Here is a 16,442-nt window from a genome sequence, read left to right as displayed (position 1 = left end):
GCCGGGGCTCCCGCATACCCGCTCAGATCCCGAGCTGCTTCGTCTCGTGGAGTTTCGCGATCGCGTTCTCGTCACCGTCCAGGCCGACCTTGGCCGCGCTCTGGCGGCCGTAGGAGAACAGGACCAGTTCGGACGGCTCACCGGTCACGGTGACCACCGGGGTGCCGCGGTGGGCGACCGCCGTCTGGCCGTCGGGGCGGCGCAGGACCAGGCCCGTCGGGACGCCGCGGCCCATCAGGCGGGCCGTGCGCTCCAGGCGGGACCACAGGGCGTCCTGGAAGACCGGGTCGAGGTCGCGCGGCGACCAGTCGGGCTGGGCACGGCGGACGTCCTCGGCGTGGACGTAGAACTCGATGATGTTCGACGCCTCGTCGACCGGCTTGAGGGAGAAGGGCGAGAAACGCGGCGGGCCCGTACGGATCAGCTGGATCAGCTCCTCGTACGGCTTGTCGGTGTACTCCGCCATCACCCTGTCCAGGCGTGGCGCGAGCTGCTTGATCAGTATTCCTCCGGCGGCGTCCGGACGGCGCTCGCGCACCACCACGTGCGCGGCGAGGTCCCGGGTGGTCCAGCCCTCGCACAGGGTGGGCGCGTCCGGGCCCGCGGTCTCCAACAGGTCGGCGAGGAGAAGTCGTTCACGCTTGGCATGGGTCGACATACGGCCCAGCCTACGGCCGGCCGCCGGGTCCGCCCAGTGGACACTCCACCTGGCCCGTCGGTGGCGCCCGGCACAATGGACGGCATGACCAGCACGCCCCCCCGTCGCCCGGCCACCGCCCCTCACGGAGGCGCTTCGCGCCACAGCGCTCCATCCGGCCGCCTCGCCCCGGAGATCGCCGCGCGCCTCAAGCGCAGCCCCGACGGTCTCCTGCCCGCCATCGCCCAGCAGCACGACACCGGAGAGGTGCTGATGCTCGGCTGGATGGACGACGAGGCGCTGCACCGCACCCTGACCACCGGCCGGTGCACGTACTGGTCGCGCAGCCGCCGGGAGTACTGGGTCAAGGGCGACACCTCCGGCCACTTCCAGTGGGTGAAGTCCGTCGCCCTGGACTGCGACGCCGACACCGTGCTCGTCAAGGTCGACCAGGTCGGCGCCGCCTGCCACACCGGCGCGCGCACGTGCTTCGACACCGACGTGCTGCTCGAGGACGGCGGTTCCGACGGCTCCGCCACGGATCAGTAAGGTCAGCCGCCATGGACCTCGAGACCTTCCGCAAGCTCGCCACCGACCGGCGGGTCATCCCCGTCACCCGCAAGCTCCTCGCCGACGGCGACACGCCGGTCGCGCTCTACCGCAAGCTCGCCGCCGAGCGGCCCGGCACCTTCCTGCTGGAGTCCGCGGAGAACGGCCGCTCGTGGTCCCGGTACTCCTTCGTGGGCGTCCGCAGCCACGCCACCCTCACCGCACGCGACGGGCAGGCCCACTGGCTCGGAGCCCCGCCCGTCGGCGTCCCCACGGACGGCGACCCCCTCGCCGCCCTGCGCGCCACCATCGAGGCCCTGCACACCCCCCACCAGGACGGCCTGCCGCCCTTCACCGGCGGCATGGTCGGCTACCTCGGCTACGACATCGTCCGCCGTCTGGAGAAGATCGGCCCCGGCGAGCGCGACGACCTGAAGCTGCCCGAGCTGACCATGCTCCTCACCAGCGACCTGGCCGTCATGGACCACTGGGAGGGCTCGGTCCTGCTGATCGCCAACGCGATCAACCACAACGACCTGGAGACGGGCGTCGACGAGGCCCACGCCGACGCCGTCGCCCGCCTCGACGCCATGCAGGCCGACCTCTCCCGCCCGGTCGCCCAGCCACCGGCCGTCCTCCCGCCCTCCGAGCTGCCCGAGTACACCGCGCTGTGGGGCGGCCCCGACTTCCAGGTGGCCGTCGAGGACATCAAGGAGCGCATCCGGGCCGGCGAGGCCTTCCAGGTGGTCCCCTCCCAGCGCTTCGAGACGCCGTGCACGGCGAGCGCACTGGACGTCTACCGGGTCCTGCGGGCCACCAACCCGTCCCCGTACATGTACCTGTTCCGCTTCGACGGGTTCGACGTCGTCGGCTCGTCCCCCGAGGCCCTGGTCAAGGTCGAGGACGGCCGGGCCATGGTCCACCCCATCGCCGGCACCCGCTGGCGCGGCGCCACCCCGCAGGAGGACCAGGCCCTCGCCGACGAACTGCTCGCCGACCCCAAGGAGCGCGCCGAGCACCTCATGCTCGTCGACCTGGGACGCAACGACCTCGGGCGGGTCTGCGAGCCCGGCTCGGTGGAGGTCGTCGACTTCATGTCCGTCGAGCGGTACTCGCACGTCATGCACATCGTCTCGACCGTGACGGGCCGCGTCGCCCCGGGCCGCACGGCCTTCGACGTCCTCACCGCCTGCTTCCCGGCCGGCACCCTCTCCGGCGCCCCGAAGCCCCGCGCCATGCAGATCATCGACGAACTGGAACCGTCCCGGCGCGGGCTGTACGGCGGCTGCGTCGGCTACCTCGACTTCGCCGGCGACTCCGACACCGCCATCGCCATCCGTACGGCCCTCCTGCGGGACGGCACCGCCTACGTCCAGGCCGGCGCGGGCATCGTCGCCGACTCCGACCCGGTCGCCGAGGACACCGAGTGCCGCAACAAGGCGGCCGCGGTGCTGCGGGCCGTCCACACGGCCAACCGGCTCGGAAAGGCCTGAGATGAACCCCGGGTGACGGTTCGCCCGGGGTTCAGGCGATAGTGGGGTACGTGACTGCTGTACCTCACCCCCGTTCCGAAGCCCCCGGATCCGCCCGGGCCGGCCGCCTGAGCCTCGCCGTCGCGCTGCTGAGCGGCGCGCTCGGCGCGGCCGTGGCGCTGCTCTCCACCCGGCAGCAATGGTCGCAGGGCACCGCGACGGTGGCCGGTGGCGCCTTCCCCCTGACCGCCACGGGCAGCGACGTCACGGGCGTTCCCGCGGCGCTCGCCATCGTGGGCCTCGCCGCGCTCGTCGCGGTCTTCGCCGTCCGCCGCGCCGGCCGCCTCGTCGTCGCCGCGCTGCTGGCGCTCTCCGGCGCCGGCATCATCGCCGCGGCCCTGCTCGGCGCCTCCGACAGCTCCGCGCTCGACGAGCAGGCCGCCCGGGCCTCCGGTGACACCTCGGCCTCCGTCGACGCCCTCAGCCACACCGCCTGGCCCTACGTCGCGGTCGTCGGCGGCGTCCTGATCCTCCTGGCCGGGCTGCTGGCCCTGCGCTACGGCCGGCTGTGGCCCGCCATGTCCGGCCGTTACGAGCGGAGCGGCACGCCCCAGCCGCGCCGGAAGACCCCCGCCGTCGACCCCGGCCGGCCCGAGGACCTGTGGAAGGCCCTCGACCGCGGTGAGGACCCGACCGGGGCCTGAGCCCACCTGGAGGACCGGGGGAGTACCCCCGCTCACCCCGCGGGCACGCGTGCGGGACAATGGCCCCGAGCGTCCTGCTCAGACAGGCACACAGCAACGAGGAGCAAGCAATGGCGGGCAGCAGCCACGGTCACACCCCGGCCGCCTGGACCGGTGTCACGATCGTCTTCATCGGGTTCTGCGTCTCGGGCGCGTTCATGGTGATGGACCAGCCGTTGGGCTTCTGGGCGGGCATGGTGGTCGTGCTCCTCGGCGGTGTCGTCGGCGGCATCATGCGGATGATGGGCCTGGGCCAGCCCAAGGACCTTCACCGGCCGCACCAGCTGACCGGCGACCGCACGCCGGCGAGCGCCGAGAGCTGATCCCGGCGGAACACCGCGCGTCGCACGAGGGGCGGCCGGCACACGGGGTGCCGGGACCGCCCCTCGTGCGCACCCGGGGCACAATGCATACCGTGAACACCGAGAGCCGAAGAGTGACGCCGAGCGTCCCGAGCCGCCTGGCCGTCCCCGCCGGGGTGCTCGCGGCCGTCGCCGCCGCCTTCGCCTACGTGGGCACCGTCGACCCCAACGAACCCGGCCACTACCCCGCCTGCCCGCTGCTGCACTACACCGGCCTGTACTGCCCCGGCTGCGGCGGCCTGCGCAGCGCGCACGCCTTCGTCCACGGGGACGTCCTGGCGGCGCTGCACGCGAACGCGCTCGCGACCCTCGGCTATCTGGGCTTCGCCGTGCTGTGGACCGTATGGGTGGTGCACGCGGCCCGCGGGCGCCCGCTGAGGATCGACCCACACCCGGGACTGGTGTGGAGCCTCGGTGCGTTGCTGCTGGTCTTCTCGGTTGTCCGGAACCTGCCCTTCGGTGGCTGGCTCCACCCTTGATCAACTGGCGAACGTCCAGGTAGTGGGACCGGCGTCAACCGGATGTGAGGCCTACGCCTCGCTGCGGATACCATCGCAGTGACCATCGGTTTTCGATCGGTCGCTGGAACTGTCAAGAGTCTGGAAGGGGGCCGCTCGCGTGAGTGTGCTCGACGAGATCATCGACGGAGTCCGTGCCGACCTCGCGGAGCGGCAGGCGCGCGTCAGCCTCGACGAGCTCAAGGAGCGTGCGGCGAAGGCTCCCGCAGCCAAGGACGGCGCTGCCGCACTGCGCGGCGACGGTGTGAAGGTCATCTGCGAGGTCAAGCGCTCCAGCCCTTCCAAGGGCGCGCTGGCCGCGATCGCCGACCCGGCCGGACTCGCCGCGGACTACGAGGCGGGCGGCGCGGCCGTCATCTCCGTCCTCACCGAGGAGCGCCGCTTCGGCGGCTCGCTGGGCGACCTGGAGGCGGTCCGCGCCCGCGTGGACATCCCGGTCCTCCGCAAGGACTTCATCGTCACGTCGTACCAGCTGTGGGAGGCCCGCGCCTACGGCGCCGACGTCGTGCTGCTGATCGTCGCCGCCCTCGACCAGCCCGCCCTGGAGTCCCTCATCGAGCGCGCCGAGTCCATCGGGCTCACGCCGCTCGTCGAGGTGCACGACGAGGACGAGGTCGAGCGCGCGGTCGACGCCGGCGCCCGCGTGATCGGCGTCAACGCGCGCAACCTCAAGACCCTCGAGGTCGACCGCGGCACCTTCGAGCGCGTGGCACCGGAGATCCCCGACCACATCATCAAGATCGCCGAGTCCGGCGTCCGCGGCCCGCACGACCTCATCGCCTACGCCAACGCCGGCGCCGACGCGGTCCTGGTCGGCGAGTCCCTCGTCACCGGCAAGGACCCCAGAACCGCGGTCTCGGACCTGGTGGCGGCCGGTGAGCATCCCGCACTCCGGCACGGCCGGAGCTGATCACCCGCTAGGCTTGCCCCGATGACTCTCACCCTGACGACCGTGGACCGGTACGCCCGCCTCGCGCGCGGCTGCCGCCCCCGCGGCTGCCGCGCCCCGGCCCGCCGGGTCCACGGCCGCCGCGTCCGGTACGTCATCGGTGACGAACCGGGCCAGGTCAACGGCATGCGATGGCAGGGCCTCCAGGGGCACGGGGAACTGCGCGATCAGCCACATCACGGCCCGCGGTCAACAGCCGACCCTGCCCCCACGGCGACTAGTGCACTCCATACACACTCACCGTGAAGGTCTTCGCATGCCCAGTCAGTTCTTCATCCCCGACCCCGAAGGTCAAACCCCCAACCCCGAAGGCTACTTCGGGGCGTTCGGCGGCAAGTTCATCCCCGAGGCCCTCGTCGCAGCCGTCGACGAGGTGGCCGTCGAGTACGACAAGGCCAAGCACGACCCCGAGTTCGCCAAGGAACTCGACGACCTCCTGGTCCACTACACCGGCCGCCCGTCGTCGCTCACGGAGGTACCCCGCTTCGCCGAGCACGCCGGAGGCGCCCGGGTCTTCCTCAAGCGCGAGGACCTGAACCACACCGGCTCCCACAAGATCAACAACGTCCTCGGCCAGGCCCTGCTCACCAAGCGCATGGGCAAGACCCGCGTCATCGCCGAGACGGGCGCCGGCCAGCACGGCGTCGCCACGGCCACCGCCTGCGCCCTCTTCGGCCTCGAGTGCACGATCTACATGGGCGAGATCGACACCCGGCGCCAGGCCCTCAACGTGGCCCGGATGCGCATGCTCGGCGCCGAGGTCATCGCCGTGAAGTCGGGCAGCCGCACGCTGAAGGACGCCATCAACGAGGCCTTCCGCGACTGGGTCGCCAACGTCGACCACACCCACTACCTCTTCGGCACCGTCGCAGGCCCCCACCCCTTCCCGGCGATGGTCCGCGACTTCCACCGGGTCATCGGCGTCGAGGCCCGCCGTCAGCTCCTGGAACGCGCCGGGCGCCTGCCCGACGCGGCCGTCGCCTGCGTCGGCGGCGGCTCCAACGCCATCGGCCTCTTCCACGCCTTCATCCCGGACACCGACGTCCGCCTCGTCGGCTGCGAGCCGGCCGGGCACGGCGTCGAGACCGGCGAGCACGCCGCGACCCTCACCGCGGGCGAGCCCGGCATCCTGCACGGCTCCCGTTCCTACGTCCTGCAGGACGACGAGGGCCAGATCACCGAGCCGTACTCGATCTCGGCCGGTCTGGACTACCCGGGCATCGGCCCGGAGCACTCGTACCTGAAGGACTCGGGCCGCGGCGAGTACCGCGCGGTCACCGACGACGCGGCGATGCAGGCCCTGCGCCTGCTGTCGCGCACCGAGGGCATCATCCCGGCCATCGAGAGCGCCCACGCGCTGGCCGGCGCCCTGGAGGTCGGCAGGGAGCTGGGCAAGGACGGGCTGATCGTGGTCAACCTGTCCGGCCGCGGCGACAAGGACATGGACACCGCCGCCCGCTACTTCGGCCTGTACGACACCGACGCCGAGGTCGCCGAGGACGCCTCCGGCACCGCCGAGATCGAGGGGGACGCCAAGTGAGCGGGAACATCCAGCTGTTGAGCGACACCCTCGCCGCAGCGAAGTCCGAAGGGCGCGCCGCACTCATCGCCTACCTCCCGGCCGGATTCCCGACCGTGGACGGCGGCATCGAGGCGATCAAGGCCGTCATCGACGGCGGCGCCGACGTCGTCGAGGTGGGTCTGCCGCACAGCGACCCCGTCCTCGACGGCCCCGTCATCCAGACCGCCGACGACATCGCCCTGCGCGGCGGCGTCAAGATCGCCGACGTGATGCGCACGGTCCGCGAGGCCCACGCAGCCACCGGCAAGCCCATCCTCGTCATGACGTACTGGAACCCCATCGACCGCTACGGCGTCGAGCGGTTCACCGCCGAGCTCGCCGAGGCGGGCGGCGCCGGGTGCATCCTGCCGGACCTGCCCGTGCAGGAGTCGGCGCTGTGGAGGGAGCACGCGGAGAAGCACGGTCTGGCCACCGTCTTCGTCGTCGCGCCCAGCAGTAGGGACGAGCGGCTCGCGCAGATCACCGCGGCGGGCAGCGGCTTCGTCTACGCGGCCTCCCTGATGGGCGTCACCGGCACCCGCGCGACCGTCAGCTCGCAGGCCGAGGACCTGGTGGAACGCACCCGGGCCACCGGTACCGGCCTGCCCGTCTGCGTCGGACTCGGCGTCTCCAACGCCACCCAGGCCGCCGAGGTCGCCGGCTTCGCCGACGGCGTGATCGTCGGCTCGGCCTTCGTCAAGGCGATGCTGGACGCGCCGGACGACGCGGCCGGTCTTGAAGCGGTGCGCGGGCTCGCGGGCGACCTCGCCCAGGGCGTGCGCGGACAGGCGTAACAAGCCGGGAAGTCATACAGGTCCCTCGTACGGGTGGACCTGGGACCGGGGAGGCGCGGTGCGCCTCCCCGGTTCGTTTCCGGGGTGTGAGCGAGAAGAACCGTGAGGGAAAGCGCACCGCCCGTCAGAAGCTGGCGGCCGAGCGCGAGAAGCAGAAGTCCGCGGACAAGCGCCGGCGCGCGCTGATCGTGGGCGGTGCCGTCGTCGCCGTCCTGGGACTCGCGGCGGTGATCGGCGTCGTCGCGGCCAACGCCGGCAAGGACGACGACAGTGAGGCCTCGGGCCCGGTCGTGGCGCCCTCGGGAGCCCAGGGCAAGGACAGTCTGGCCATCCCGGTCGGCAAGGACAGCGCCAAGTCCACTCTCACGGTGTGGGAGGACTTCCGCTGCCCCGCGTGCAAGTCCTTCGAGACGGCGTACCGGCCGGTGATCCACGAACTGACGAACGCGGGCCAGCTGAAGACCGAGTACCACCTGGTCACCCTCATCGACGGCAACATGCGCGGCACCGGTTCCCGTAACGCCGCCAACGCCGCGGCCTGCGCCCAGGACGCCGGGAAGTTCCCCGCGTACCACGACGTGCTCTTCGACAACCAGCCGCCGGAGGTCGACGACGCCTATGCCGACACCGACAGGCTGATCGAACTGGCCGGCAAGGTCGACGGCCTGGACACCCCCGCCTTCCGCGCGTGCGTCGAGGACGGCACGCACAACGCGTGGGTCGCCAAGTCCCACGAGGCCTTCAACAAGGGTGGCTTCTCGGGCACGCCGACCGTGCTGTTCGACGGCAAGAACATCTACCAGGACCGGACGATGACCCCGGCCAAGCTGAAGCAGATGGTGCAGGAGGCGAACAAGGGGTAAGAGTCATTCTCACGCCCCCGTTATGGACCCGTAGCCGGGCCGCCCGCCGCGGGCCCGGTGCGGCACGGTAGCGTCGACCTTGCCATGGAACTTGCCTTCATTCCCAGCCCGTCGCGCGGGGTGCTGTACCTCGGCCCCGTTCCGCTGCGCGGCTACGCGTTCTGCATCATCATCGGCGTCTTCGTCGCGGTCTGGCTCGGCAACAAGCGCTGGATCGCCCGGGGCGGGCGGGCCGGCACGGTGGCCGACATCGCTGTCTGGGCCGTGCCCTTCGGCCTGGTCGGCGGCCGGCTCTACCACGTGATCACGGACTACCAGCTGTACTTCAGCGAGGGCCGCGACTGGGTGGACGCCCTCAAGATCTGGGAGGGCGGCCTCGGCATCTGGGGCGCGATCGCCTTCGGCGCGCTGGGCGCCTGGATCGGCTGCCGCCGCAGGGGCATCCCGATGCCCGCGTACGCCGACGCCGTCGCGCCGGGCATCGCCTTCGCCCAGGCGATCGGCCGCTGGGGCAACTGGTTCAACCAGGAGCTGTACGGCAAGCCCACCGATCTGCCATGGGCCCTGGAGATCACCTCCTCGTCGGACGGGCGGGTGCCGGGCACCTACCACCCGACGTTCCTGTACGAGTCGCTGTGGTGCATCGGCGTGGCCTTCCTGGTCATCTGGGCGGACCGCCGCTTCCGGCTCGGACACGGCCGGGCGTTCGCGCTGTACGTCGCCGCGTACTGCGCGGGCCGGGCGTGGATCGAGTACATGCGCGTCGACGACGCCCACCACATCCTGGGTCTCCGGCTGAACGTCTGGACCGCGATCCTGGTGTTCCTGCTCGCGGTGGCGTACCTCGTGGTGTCGTCGAAGAAGCGGCCCGGCCGGGAGGACGTCGTGGAACCGGGAGCCTCCGGCGGTCCGGCCGGCGACGCGGACGGCGAGGCCGGCGGCGAGCGCGAGGACGGCGACGCCGAGGGCGAGGACGGCAAGGCTGTGAAGGACGGTGACGCCGCGAAGGACGGCGGCGCCGAGGACGCCAAGGACGAGGCCGGTTCGGCGAAGAAGACCTGACACCCCCCGGCACGACACCGAGGGCGCCCGGACAGTTCCGGGCGCCCTCGGTGCGTGCGGGAGGTGTCAGCGGCGGCGGGCCAGAGCCAGGGTGCGCTGGGCCGCCGTCACCACCGCCGCGTCGATGAAACGGCCGTCCGGCAGGGCCTGGGCGCCCTGCTCCGTGGCGGCCGCCTTGAGGACTGCCTCCGCCTGCTCGGTCTCCTCCTCGGTGGGCCGGTAGGCCCGTTCGATCACCGGGAGCTGGCGGGGGTGGATCGCGGCGCGGCCGAGGAACCCCAGGGCGCGGCCGTGAGCACAGGAGGCGGCCAGGCCCTCCAGGTCGCGGGTGTCCGGGTGGACCGACTGGGGCGGTGGCGGCAGGCCGGCGGCCCGGGCCGCCACGATCACCCGGGAGCGGGGCCAGTCGAGGCCCGAGTCGTCGTATGCCCCCAGGTCGGCCCGCAGGTCGGCCTCACCGAGCGCGATGCCGCGCAGGTTCGGATGGGCGCCGGCGATGGCGTACGCCTGTTCCACGGCGAGGGCCGTCTCCAGGAGGGCGTACAGGCCGGCCGCGGCGCGGCGTGCGACGTGGGTGACCTCCGCGGGCGAGGTGATCTTGGGCAGGCGGAGGCCCGAGAGACCGGGGGCCCGGGCCACCGCCGCGATGTCCTGTTCACCCCAGGGGCTGTCCAGGGCGTTGACACGCACGTGTACCGGGGCCGGGGGCCGGTCGGCGAGCAGCTCCGCGGTGGTGGCGCGGGCGTAGGCCTTGCGGTCGGGGGCGACCGCGTCCTCCAGGTCGATGACGACGACGTCGGCACCGGAGGTCAGGGCCTTGGCCACCACGTCGGGCCGGTCGCCCGGGGCGTAGAGCCACGTGAGCGGGTACGCCGTCACAGGGCGCCCGCCGCGCGCAGCGCCGTGACGTCGGCCGGGGAGAGGCCCAGCTCGGTCAGGACCTCCTCGGTGTCCGCGCCGTGCGGGCGGCCGGCCCAGCGGATCGCGCCGGGCGTGGCGGAGAGCCGGAAGAGGACGTTCTGCATGCGCAGCGGGCCGAGTTCGGGATCGTCGACGGTGGTGATGGTGTCGAGGGCCTGGTACTGCGGGTCCGCCATCACGTCCCGGACGTCCTGGACCGGGGCCACCGCCGCCTCGGCCTTCTCGAAGGCGGCCATGACGTCGGTGCGGGTGCGCGCGGCGATCCAGCCGCCGACCGCCTCGTCCAGGATGTCGGCGTGGCGGGCCCGGTCGGCGCCCGAGGCGAACCAGGGCTCGTCGATCAGTTCCGGGCGGCCCACCAGGTGCATCACGCGTTCCGCGACCGACTGGGCCGAGGTGGAGACGGCGACCCAGGTGCCGTCCGCGGTGCGGTAGACACCGCGCGGGGCGTTGTTGGGGGAGCGGTTTCCGGTACGGGGCTGGACGTGACCGAGCTGGTCGTACCAGAGCGGCTGGGGGCCGAGCGCGGCCAGGATCGGTTCGATCAGGGCCATGTCGACGACCTGGCCCGCGCCGGTGCGGTCGCGGGCGGCGAGCGCCGTCATCACCGCGTACGCCGTCGTCAGGCCGGCGATGGAGTCGGCCAGGCCGAACGGCGGCAGGGTCGGGGGCGCGTCCGGTTCGCCGGTCATCGCGGCGAAGCCGCTCATCGCCTCGGCGAGGGTGCCGAAGCCGGGGCGGTGGGCGTAGGGGCCGAACTGCCCGAAGCCGGTGACGCGGGCCAGGACCAGGCGGGGGTTCACAGCCGACAGCTCCGGCCAGCCCAGGTCCCACTTCTCCAGGGTGCCGGGGCGGAAGTTCTCGATGATCACGTCGGCGGTGGCGGCGAGGCGCAGGAGGGTGGTGCGGCCGCCGGGTCTCGACAGGTCGAGGGTCATGGTGCGCTTGTTGCGGCCGAGCATCTTCCACCACAGGCCCACGCCGTCCTTCGACGGGCCGTGGCCGCGGGAGGGGTCCGGCTTCCTCGGGTGCTCGATCTTGACGACGTCGGCGCCGAAGTCGCCGAGCAGGGTGGCGGCCATCGGGCCGGCGAAGAGGGTGGCGAGGTCGAGGACGCGCAGGCCGGTGAGGGGCGCTGTCGTGGGCGCGGTCATGGGCGGTGGCTCTCCCGGTGCGTGAGGTGGGCGAGGGTGTCGAAGCCGATGCCGTCGAAGTCGCCGATGGACGTCGACAGCCGGTTCTTCAGCGGCGCCGTCCAGCGGTCGGGGAGCGTGCCGGGGTGTCCGGCCAGCAGCCCGGCGATGCCGCCCGCCGTCGCGCCGTTGGAGTCGGTGTCCCAGCCGCCGCTCACGGCACGGCAGACGGAGCCGTCGAAGTCGCCGTTCGCATGGGTGAGCGCGGCGGCGATCAGGGCGGTGTTGGGGACGGCGTGCACCCAGTGGTGGGTGCCGGCGTGGGTGGCGTGGAGTTCGTCGACGACCGTGTCGAAGTCGTCGTGCTCCTGGGCCAGCCGGACGGCGTGGCGGACGGCGCCGGCCAGGCGGGAACGTGGGGGTACGACGGTGAGGCCGGTGCGCAGGCAGGTGTGGACGTCGTGGTCGCCGGTCGCCGCAGCGGCGATGACGGCCGCGGTGAACATCGCCGCGTAGACGCCGTTGGCGGTGTGGGTGAGGGTGGCGTCCCGGTGGGCCTGTTCGGCGGCCCGGCCCGGGCGGCCGGGGTTGGTCCAGCCGTGGACGTCGGCGCGGATCAGGGCGCCGATCCACTCGCGGAAGGGGTTGCGGTGGCGGGCGGTGTGCGGGGGTTCCAGGCCGCCGAGGAGGTTGCGGTAGGCGATGCGTTCGGCGGTGAACGTGCGGCCGGCGGGGAGTTCGTCCAGCCAGGTGCGTGCCACGTCCGTGGTGGTGAAGGCTCTGCCGTGGCGTTGGAGGAGGACGAGGTTGAGGAGGGGGTAGTTGAGGTCGTCGTCCTCGGGCATGCCGTCGATGTTCTCGGCGAGGGAGGTGGGTGCCGAGGAGCGGTTCCAGGGGTGCTCCGCGAGGAGTTCTTCCGGGACGCCGCAGGCGGTGAAGTAGGTGGTGAGGGGCCAGTTTCCGGTGGACCGGGCCAGTCGCCGGATGGCGTCGAGGGGCAGCTTCTCGACGGGTTTGCCCAGGAGGCAGCCGGCGGCGCGGCCGAGCCAGGCGGCCTCGAGGCGGTGCGCGGTGGTGGCCGGGGTGCCCACGGGCCCTGGCCAGTCGGGGCAGGCGGACCTGACCCTGTCCAGGTCCGTCGGTTCGTCCTCCGCCAGCGTGCTCGGGAGGTCGGCCAGTTCGTCCAGGAGGTCTTCCGCCAGTTGGCGGAGGTAGCGGGACGCCGGGGTGGGGGACGCGCCCGCGGTGGCCGGAGCCTGGGGGCCGCCCGCCGCTCGCCAGCGGGCTGCGATCGCCTTCGGCTCGCGGCCGTCCTGGGCCGCCTGGCGGAGTTCGTGGCCGATCAGGTCCTCCGGCTGGACCCAGGTCAGTCGGAGCATTCCAGGCCTCCGAGGGACGCGAAGGCCTGCTCGTGGGTGCGTCGGCGGGCCACGTCCCGGGCGAAGACCTCGCGGGTCACGGCGGTGAGGGCGGTCGCCGGTTCCCAGAGGTCCAGGCGGCTGGCCTCCGCGACCGTCTTGGCCCAGTCCTCCGGGACCGGTGAGCCCAGGGCCCCCGCCAGGGCGCCGGCCATCGTGGCGATGGAGTCGCAGTCGCGGCCGTAGTTCACCGCCCCGAGGACCGCGTGGCGGTAGTCCCCCCGTGCCACGAGCAACATGCCCAGCGCGATGGGCAGTTCCTCGATCGCGTGCAGGCGCGAAGGGCGGCGGGCGCCGAGCGAAGGGGCGCGGTAGTCGGGGCCCACCGTGTCGTAGGGGGCGACCGCCTCGCGCAACGGGCGCAGTGCCGACTCGAAGTCCGTGTGGCGGGACGCCTCTTCGCAGACCCGCTCGATCGCGGCCCGGGTGCCGTCCTTCGCGAGGGAGAGGCATGCCGAGACGACCGAGTCGGGGGTCGCGCCCGGCGTGCACGCCGCCGCCACCGCTGCCGCCAGAACGCCCGCCGCCTCACGGCCGTACGACGACTGGTGCGCGCCGGCGACGTCGAGGGCCTCGGCGTAGGCCGCACGCGGGTGGGCCGCGTTGACCAGGCCGACCGGGGCCATGTACATCGCCGCCCCGCAGTTGACGATGTTGCCGGTGCCGGCCTCGCGCGGGTCGGCGTGGCCGTAGTGGATCCTCGTCACCAGCCACTTCTCCGCCAGGAAGATCCGCTGGAGAGGGAGGGCCTCGGACTCCAGTTCCGGGATCCAGCGCGGCTCGGTCATCAGGTCCGGGACCAGGTGGTCGGCGATCGCGTAGGCGTCGAGGTGGTCGCGGACCCGGGCGTAGACGCGGACCAGGGCGTGGGTCATCAAGGTGTCGTCGGTGACGTGGCCGTCGCCCTTGTGGTACGGGGCGAGGGGGCGGGCGGTGCGCCAGTCGTCGCCGTGCCAGGGGCCGACGACGCCGTGGACGCGGCCGCCGTGGCGTTCGAGGATCTGCTCGGGCGAGTAGCCCTCGACGGGGCCGCCGAGGGCGTCGCCGACGGCTGCCCCGACCAGGGCGCCGGTGATCCGCTCGTCCAGAGGGGTGTTTTGGTGGGGTTTGGGCTGCATGGCCGCATCATCCACCCGGGCGGGCCGGTTGTACGGCTTCCAGGAGCCCGGCGAGTTCCACGAGGTCCGTGCCGGTGAGGCGGGGCAGGACGCAGCCGGAGAGGGTGCGGCAGGTGTCCCGCCAGGAGGCGGGGATCGACGCGCCGCCGCCCAGCGCGCCGGTGAGTGCGCCCGCCAGGGCCGGGGCGGAGTCCGCGACGCGGGACAGGCAGGCCGCCGCGGGGATCGCCTCCGCGATGCGGCCGCGGGCGGCGACGGCCAGGGCGAGGGCGACCGGGACCGTCTCGGCGGCGGCGATGCCGTAGCTGTAGACGTGGTCGACGATCTGGTGCTCCAGGGGCGGGACCAGGGCGAAGGCGCTGTCCGCGGCGGCGGCGAGCCGCAGGGCGTGCCGGGCGTTGCGGCCGATCTCCGTCTCCTGGGGGAGCTCGGCCAGGGCCGCCGTGACGCAGGCGTCGACGTTCGCCCCGGCCAGGGCGAGAGCGAGGGCCGCCGCCATCGCGCGGGCGCCGTGGACGCCGTCGCCGTCCTGGGTGTAGCGGGCGTCGAACTCGGCGAGGCCGGCGGCGCCCCGGGGGTCGCCGGGGTGGGCGACGGCCAGGACGCAGGCGCGTACGCAGGCGGCGTCGTCGAAATAGTGCGGGTTGTCGTGGCCGGTCGCGGGCGGGCGCAGGCCGGTGGCGAGGTTGCCGAGGCCGGCGCGGACGGAGATGCGGGCGCGCAGGGGGAGGACGGCGGACTCGATCTCGGGAGCGCGGTCCGCCGCGGCGGCGACCTCGGCGGCGAGGGCGTTCCAGGTGAGGTCGATCGCGGCCCGGGTGCGGCGTTCTCGGCTGAGGTCGTTCAGGACGGTGTCGTCGCCCGCGCGCAGGAGGGCTTCTGCCGCGAAGGCCGCCCACTCGGCGTCGTCGGAGGGGCCGAGGCGGAGGGGCTCGGGGGGCTGGTTCAGGGCGATGGGGACGGGGAGGGTGGTCGTCGCGTTGTGTTCGGCGAAGGTGTCCAGTTCGCGGGTGAGGCGGCGGGTCCAGTCGGGCATGCGGGCGGCCCGGTGGCGGGCGGCGGGCCAGCCGGCGGCGTCGCCGGCGGCCAGTCCGAGCAGGAGTCCTTCGGCCCGTCTCGGGGCCCCGGCTTCGCCTTCGGCCCTTCTGTCTCCCGCCCGCGCCCCGCCCGTGACTGTCACCCGAGGGGTCCTGGTCTGCCGTGGGGCGCGTTCACCGTCGGCGGCCGCGGGTGCGTGGGTCGTCATGTGGGGGTCTCCGATCCGTCGCCCGCCAGGATGTGGTCCGTAGAGCCGGGCCCCGCCGGTGTCAGCAGGTCCGCCACGTCCAGGACGTGGTGGCCCGCCATCGCCGGGAGGCAGGAGCCCCGGGCCGGGGTGATGGCCGCCGCCCATGCCGCCGGGATCGCCGGCATCCCCCGCGTCGCCCCCGCCAGCGCCCCCGCCACCGCCGCCGTCGTGTCCGCGTCGCGGCCCATGTTCACCGCGGTCAGGACGGACTGCTCGAAGTCGCCGTCGGCCGCCGCGTACGCGCCGAAGGCGAGGGCGACCGCCTCGGGGGCCAGATCGGTCCAGGGGTAACCGCCGATGACGACCGCGGAGCGGACCGCGCGTTCGCCGCGGTGGGCGACCGTCACCGCGCGGCGCAGGCTGCGGGCCGTCCAGGAGTCGTCGGGTACGACCGCGAGGGCCGCGGCCACGACCGCGATCGACGGGGCGCCCGCCATCGCCGCCGCGACGCCCGCCGCCACCGCCTGGCCGCCGTAGATGCCCTCGCCCTCGTGGCTCACCGAGCCGTCGATCGCGACCAGCCGGGCCGCCTCCACCGGGCGGCCCGCCGCGTACACACCGAAGGGGGCCGCGCGCATGGCCAGGCCGTCGCTCCAGGCATGCCTGTGCTGGGCGGAGATGGGGGCGGCCAGGCCCCGGCGCAGGTTCTCCAGGGTGCCGCGTTCGCTGAAGCCGGCGCCCCGGAAGGGGCCCTCGTCGCGGTCGGCGATCAGCTCGTGCCACGCCGCTTCCACGTGGGCCGGGGTGAGGGCGGAGCCGTGCCGGGCCAGGAGGAGACCGGAGAAGATCGCGTACTCGGTGTCGTCCGTGCCCGCCGGGTTCTCTGCCACGTAGCCGGTGATCCGTCCCCAGCGGGCACGGATCTCGGAGGGCTTCAGGTTCTCTGCCGGTGCCCCGAGGGCGTCCCCGACGGCCAGGCCCAGCAGCGCGCCGCGGGCCCGTTCGCGAAGCTCGGCGGCGTCCCCGGGCGCCGGGACGGAGGGGATGCAGGCGATCGATGCCATACGGCATGTGTCCCACTCCGGTGGCTCCGCCGAGCCTCGCGCGTCCCAGC

General features: G+C 73.5%; 17 protein-coding genes and 1 pseudogene. 11 read left to right on the top strand and 7 right to left on the bottom strand.

What is annotated here, in order from left to right:
• Positions 1-22: 22 nt before the first annotated feature.
• Positions 23-658, bottom strand: coding sequence for a TIGR03085 family metal-binding protein (locus ACFU3E_RS30865; protein ID WP_384165530.1), 636 nt, complete (start codon positions 656-658; stop codon positions 23-25).
• A gap of 84 nt (positions 659-742) precedes the next feature.
• On the opposite strand from ACFU3E_RS30865, the gene hisI reads away from it, so the two are divergent.
• The 11 genes and pseudogenes from hisI (at position 743) to lgt (ending at position 9,510) form a co-directional block, all read left to right on the top strand.
• Entirely contained in the window at positions 743-1,186 is a 444-nt protein-coding gene (gene hisI, locus ACFU3E_RS30860; RefSeq protein ID WP_384165527.1) for a phosphoribosyl-AMP cyclohydrolase, read from the top strand.
• 11 nt (positions 1,187-1,197) lie between these two features.
• Entirely contained in the window at positions 1,198-2,679 is a 1,482-nt protein-coding gene (locus ACFU3E_RS30855; RefSeq protein WP_384165524.1) for an anthranilate synthase component I, read from the top strand.
• Positions 2,680-2,720: 41 nt separating this feature from the next.
• The gene (locus ACFU3E_RS30850; protein ID WP_384165521.1) at positions 2,721-3,362 is read left to right on the top strand and encodes a TIGR02234 family membrane protein; all 642 of its coding nucleotides are present in this window, start codon (positions 2,721-2,723) and stop codon (positions 3,360-3,362) included.
• A 110-nt stretch (positions 3,363-3,472) separates the two neighbouring features.
• Positions 3,473-3,724 (top strand): HGxxPAAW family protein, encoded by a 252-nt coding sequence (locus ACFU3E_RS30845; RefSeq protein ID WP_384165518.1) that lies wholly within the window; start codon positions 3,473-3,475, stop codon positions 3,722-3,724.
• Positions 3,725-3,807: 83 nt separating this feature from the next.
• Positions 3,808-4,242 (top strand): DUF2752 domain-containing protein, encoded by a 435-nt coding sequence (locus ACFU3E_RS30840; protein ID WP_384165515.1) that lies wholly within the window; start codon positions 3,808-3,810, stop codon positions 4,240-4,242.
• Positions 4,243-4,381: 139 nt separating this feature from the next.
• Complete coding sequence (trpC, locus tag ACFU3E_RS30835; RefSeq protein WP_384165512.1) at positions 4,382-5,191, top strand: indole-3-glycerol phosphate synthase TrpC; 810 nt, start codon at positions 4,382-4,384, stop codon at positions 5,189-5,191.
• Between the two features lie 21 nt (positions 5,192-5,212).
• Positions 5,213-5,368: pseudogene (gene trpM, locus ACFU3E_RS30830) on the top strand (tryptophan biosynthesis modulator TrpM); the annotation flags it as partial.
• Between the two features lie 118 nt (positions 5,369-5,486).
• Positions 5,487-6,770 (top strand): tryptophan synthase subunit beta, encoded by a 1,284-nt coding sequence (gene trpB / locus ACFU3E_RS30825; protein ID WP_384165509.1) that lies wholly within the window; start codon positions 5,487-5,489, stop codon positions 6,768-6,770.
• On the top strand, positions 6,767-7,585 hold the full coding sequence (gene trpA, locus ACFU3E_RS30820) for a tryptophan synthase subunit alpha (protein WP_384165506.1): 819 nt from the start codon (positions 6,767-6,769) through the stop codon (positions 7,583-7,585). The genes trpB and trpA overlap by 4 nt, the downstream gene beginning before the upstream one ends.
• Before the next feature lie 86 nt (positions 7,586-7,671).
• Positions 7,672-8,448, top strand: coding sequence for a DsbA family protein (locus ACFU3E_RS30815; protein ID WP_384165503.1), 777 nt, complete (start codon positions 7,672-7,674; stop codon positions 8,446-8,448).
• Between the two features lie 84 nt (positions 8,449-8,532).
• Positions 8,533-9,510 carry a prolipoprotein diacylglyceryl transferase gene (gene lgt, locus ACFU3E_RS30810; RefSeq protein WP_384165500.1) on the top strand — a complete coding sequence of 326 codons (978 nt, stop codon included), beginning with the start codon at positions 8,533-8,535 and terminating at the stop codon, positions 9,508-9,510.
• 66 nt (positions 9,511-9,576) lie between these two features.
• Here the strand turns inward: lgt and ACFU3E_RS30805 are convergent, their stop codons facing one another.
• The 6 genes from ACFU3E_RS30805 to ACFU3E_RS30780 are packed head-to-tail and all read right to left on the bottom strand — an operon-like array spanning position 9,577 to position 16,392.
• On the bottom strand, positions 9,577-10,389 hold the full coding sequence (locus ACFU3E_RS30805) for an HpcH/HpaI aldolase/citrate lyase family protein (RefSeq protein ID WP_384165497.1): 813 nt from the start codon (positions 10,387-10,389) through the stop codon (positions 9,577-9,579).
• Positions 10,386-11,585 (bottom strand): CaiB/BaiF CoA transferase family protein, encoded by a 1,200-nt coding sequence (locus tag ACFU3E_RS30800; protein ID WP_384165494.1) that lies wholly within the window; start codon positions 11,583-11,585, stop codon positions 10,386-10,388. Before ACFU3E_RS30800 ends, ACFU3E_RS30805 begins: the two co-directional genes overlap by 4 nt.
• Complete coding sequence (locus ACFU3E_RS30795) at positions 11,582-12,943, bottom strand: ADP-ribosylglycohydrolase family protein (protein ID WP_384165491.1); 1,362 nt, start codon at positions 12,941-12,943, stop codon at positions 11,582-11,584. Before ACFU3E_RS30795 ends, ACFU3E_RS30800 begins: the two co-directional genes overlap by 4 nt.
• Positions 12,931-14,100, bottom strand: a complete 1,170-nt coding sequence (locus ACFU3E_RS30790) for an ADP-ribosylglycohydrolase family protein (RefSeq protein WP_384165488.1) — start codon at positions 14,098-14,100, stop codon at positions 12,931-12,933. The genes ACFU3E_RS30795 and ACFU3E_RS30790 overlap by 13 nt, the downstream gene beginning before the upstream one ends.
• Positions 14,101-14,107: 7 nt before the next feature.
• On the bottom strand, positions 14,108-15,346 hold the full coding sequence (locus tag ACFU3E_RS30785) for an ADP-ribosylglycohydrolase family protein (RefSeq protein ID WP_384165485.1): 1,239 nt from the start codon (positions 15,344-15,346) through the stop codon (positions 14,108-14,110).
• Entirely contained in the window at positions 15,343-16,392 is a 1,050-nt protein-coding gene (locus ACFU3E_RS30780; protein WP_384165482.1) for an ADP-ribosylglycohydrolase family protein, read from the bottom strand. The genes ACFU3E_RS30785 and ACFU3E_RS30780 overlap by 4 nt, the downstream gene beginning before the upstream one ends.
• Positions 16,393-16,442: the final 50 nt, after the last annotated feature.

Origin of the sequence: Streptomyces sp. NPDC057424 (genome assembly GCF_042803315.1) — a bacterium.
Lineage (GTDB): Bacteria > Actinomycetota > Actinomycetes > Streptomycetales > Streptomycetaceae > Streptomyces.
This window is presented reverse-complemented; position numbering and strand designations above follow the sequence as displayed.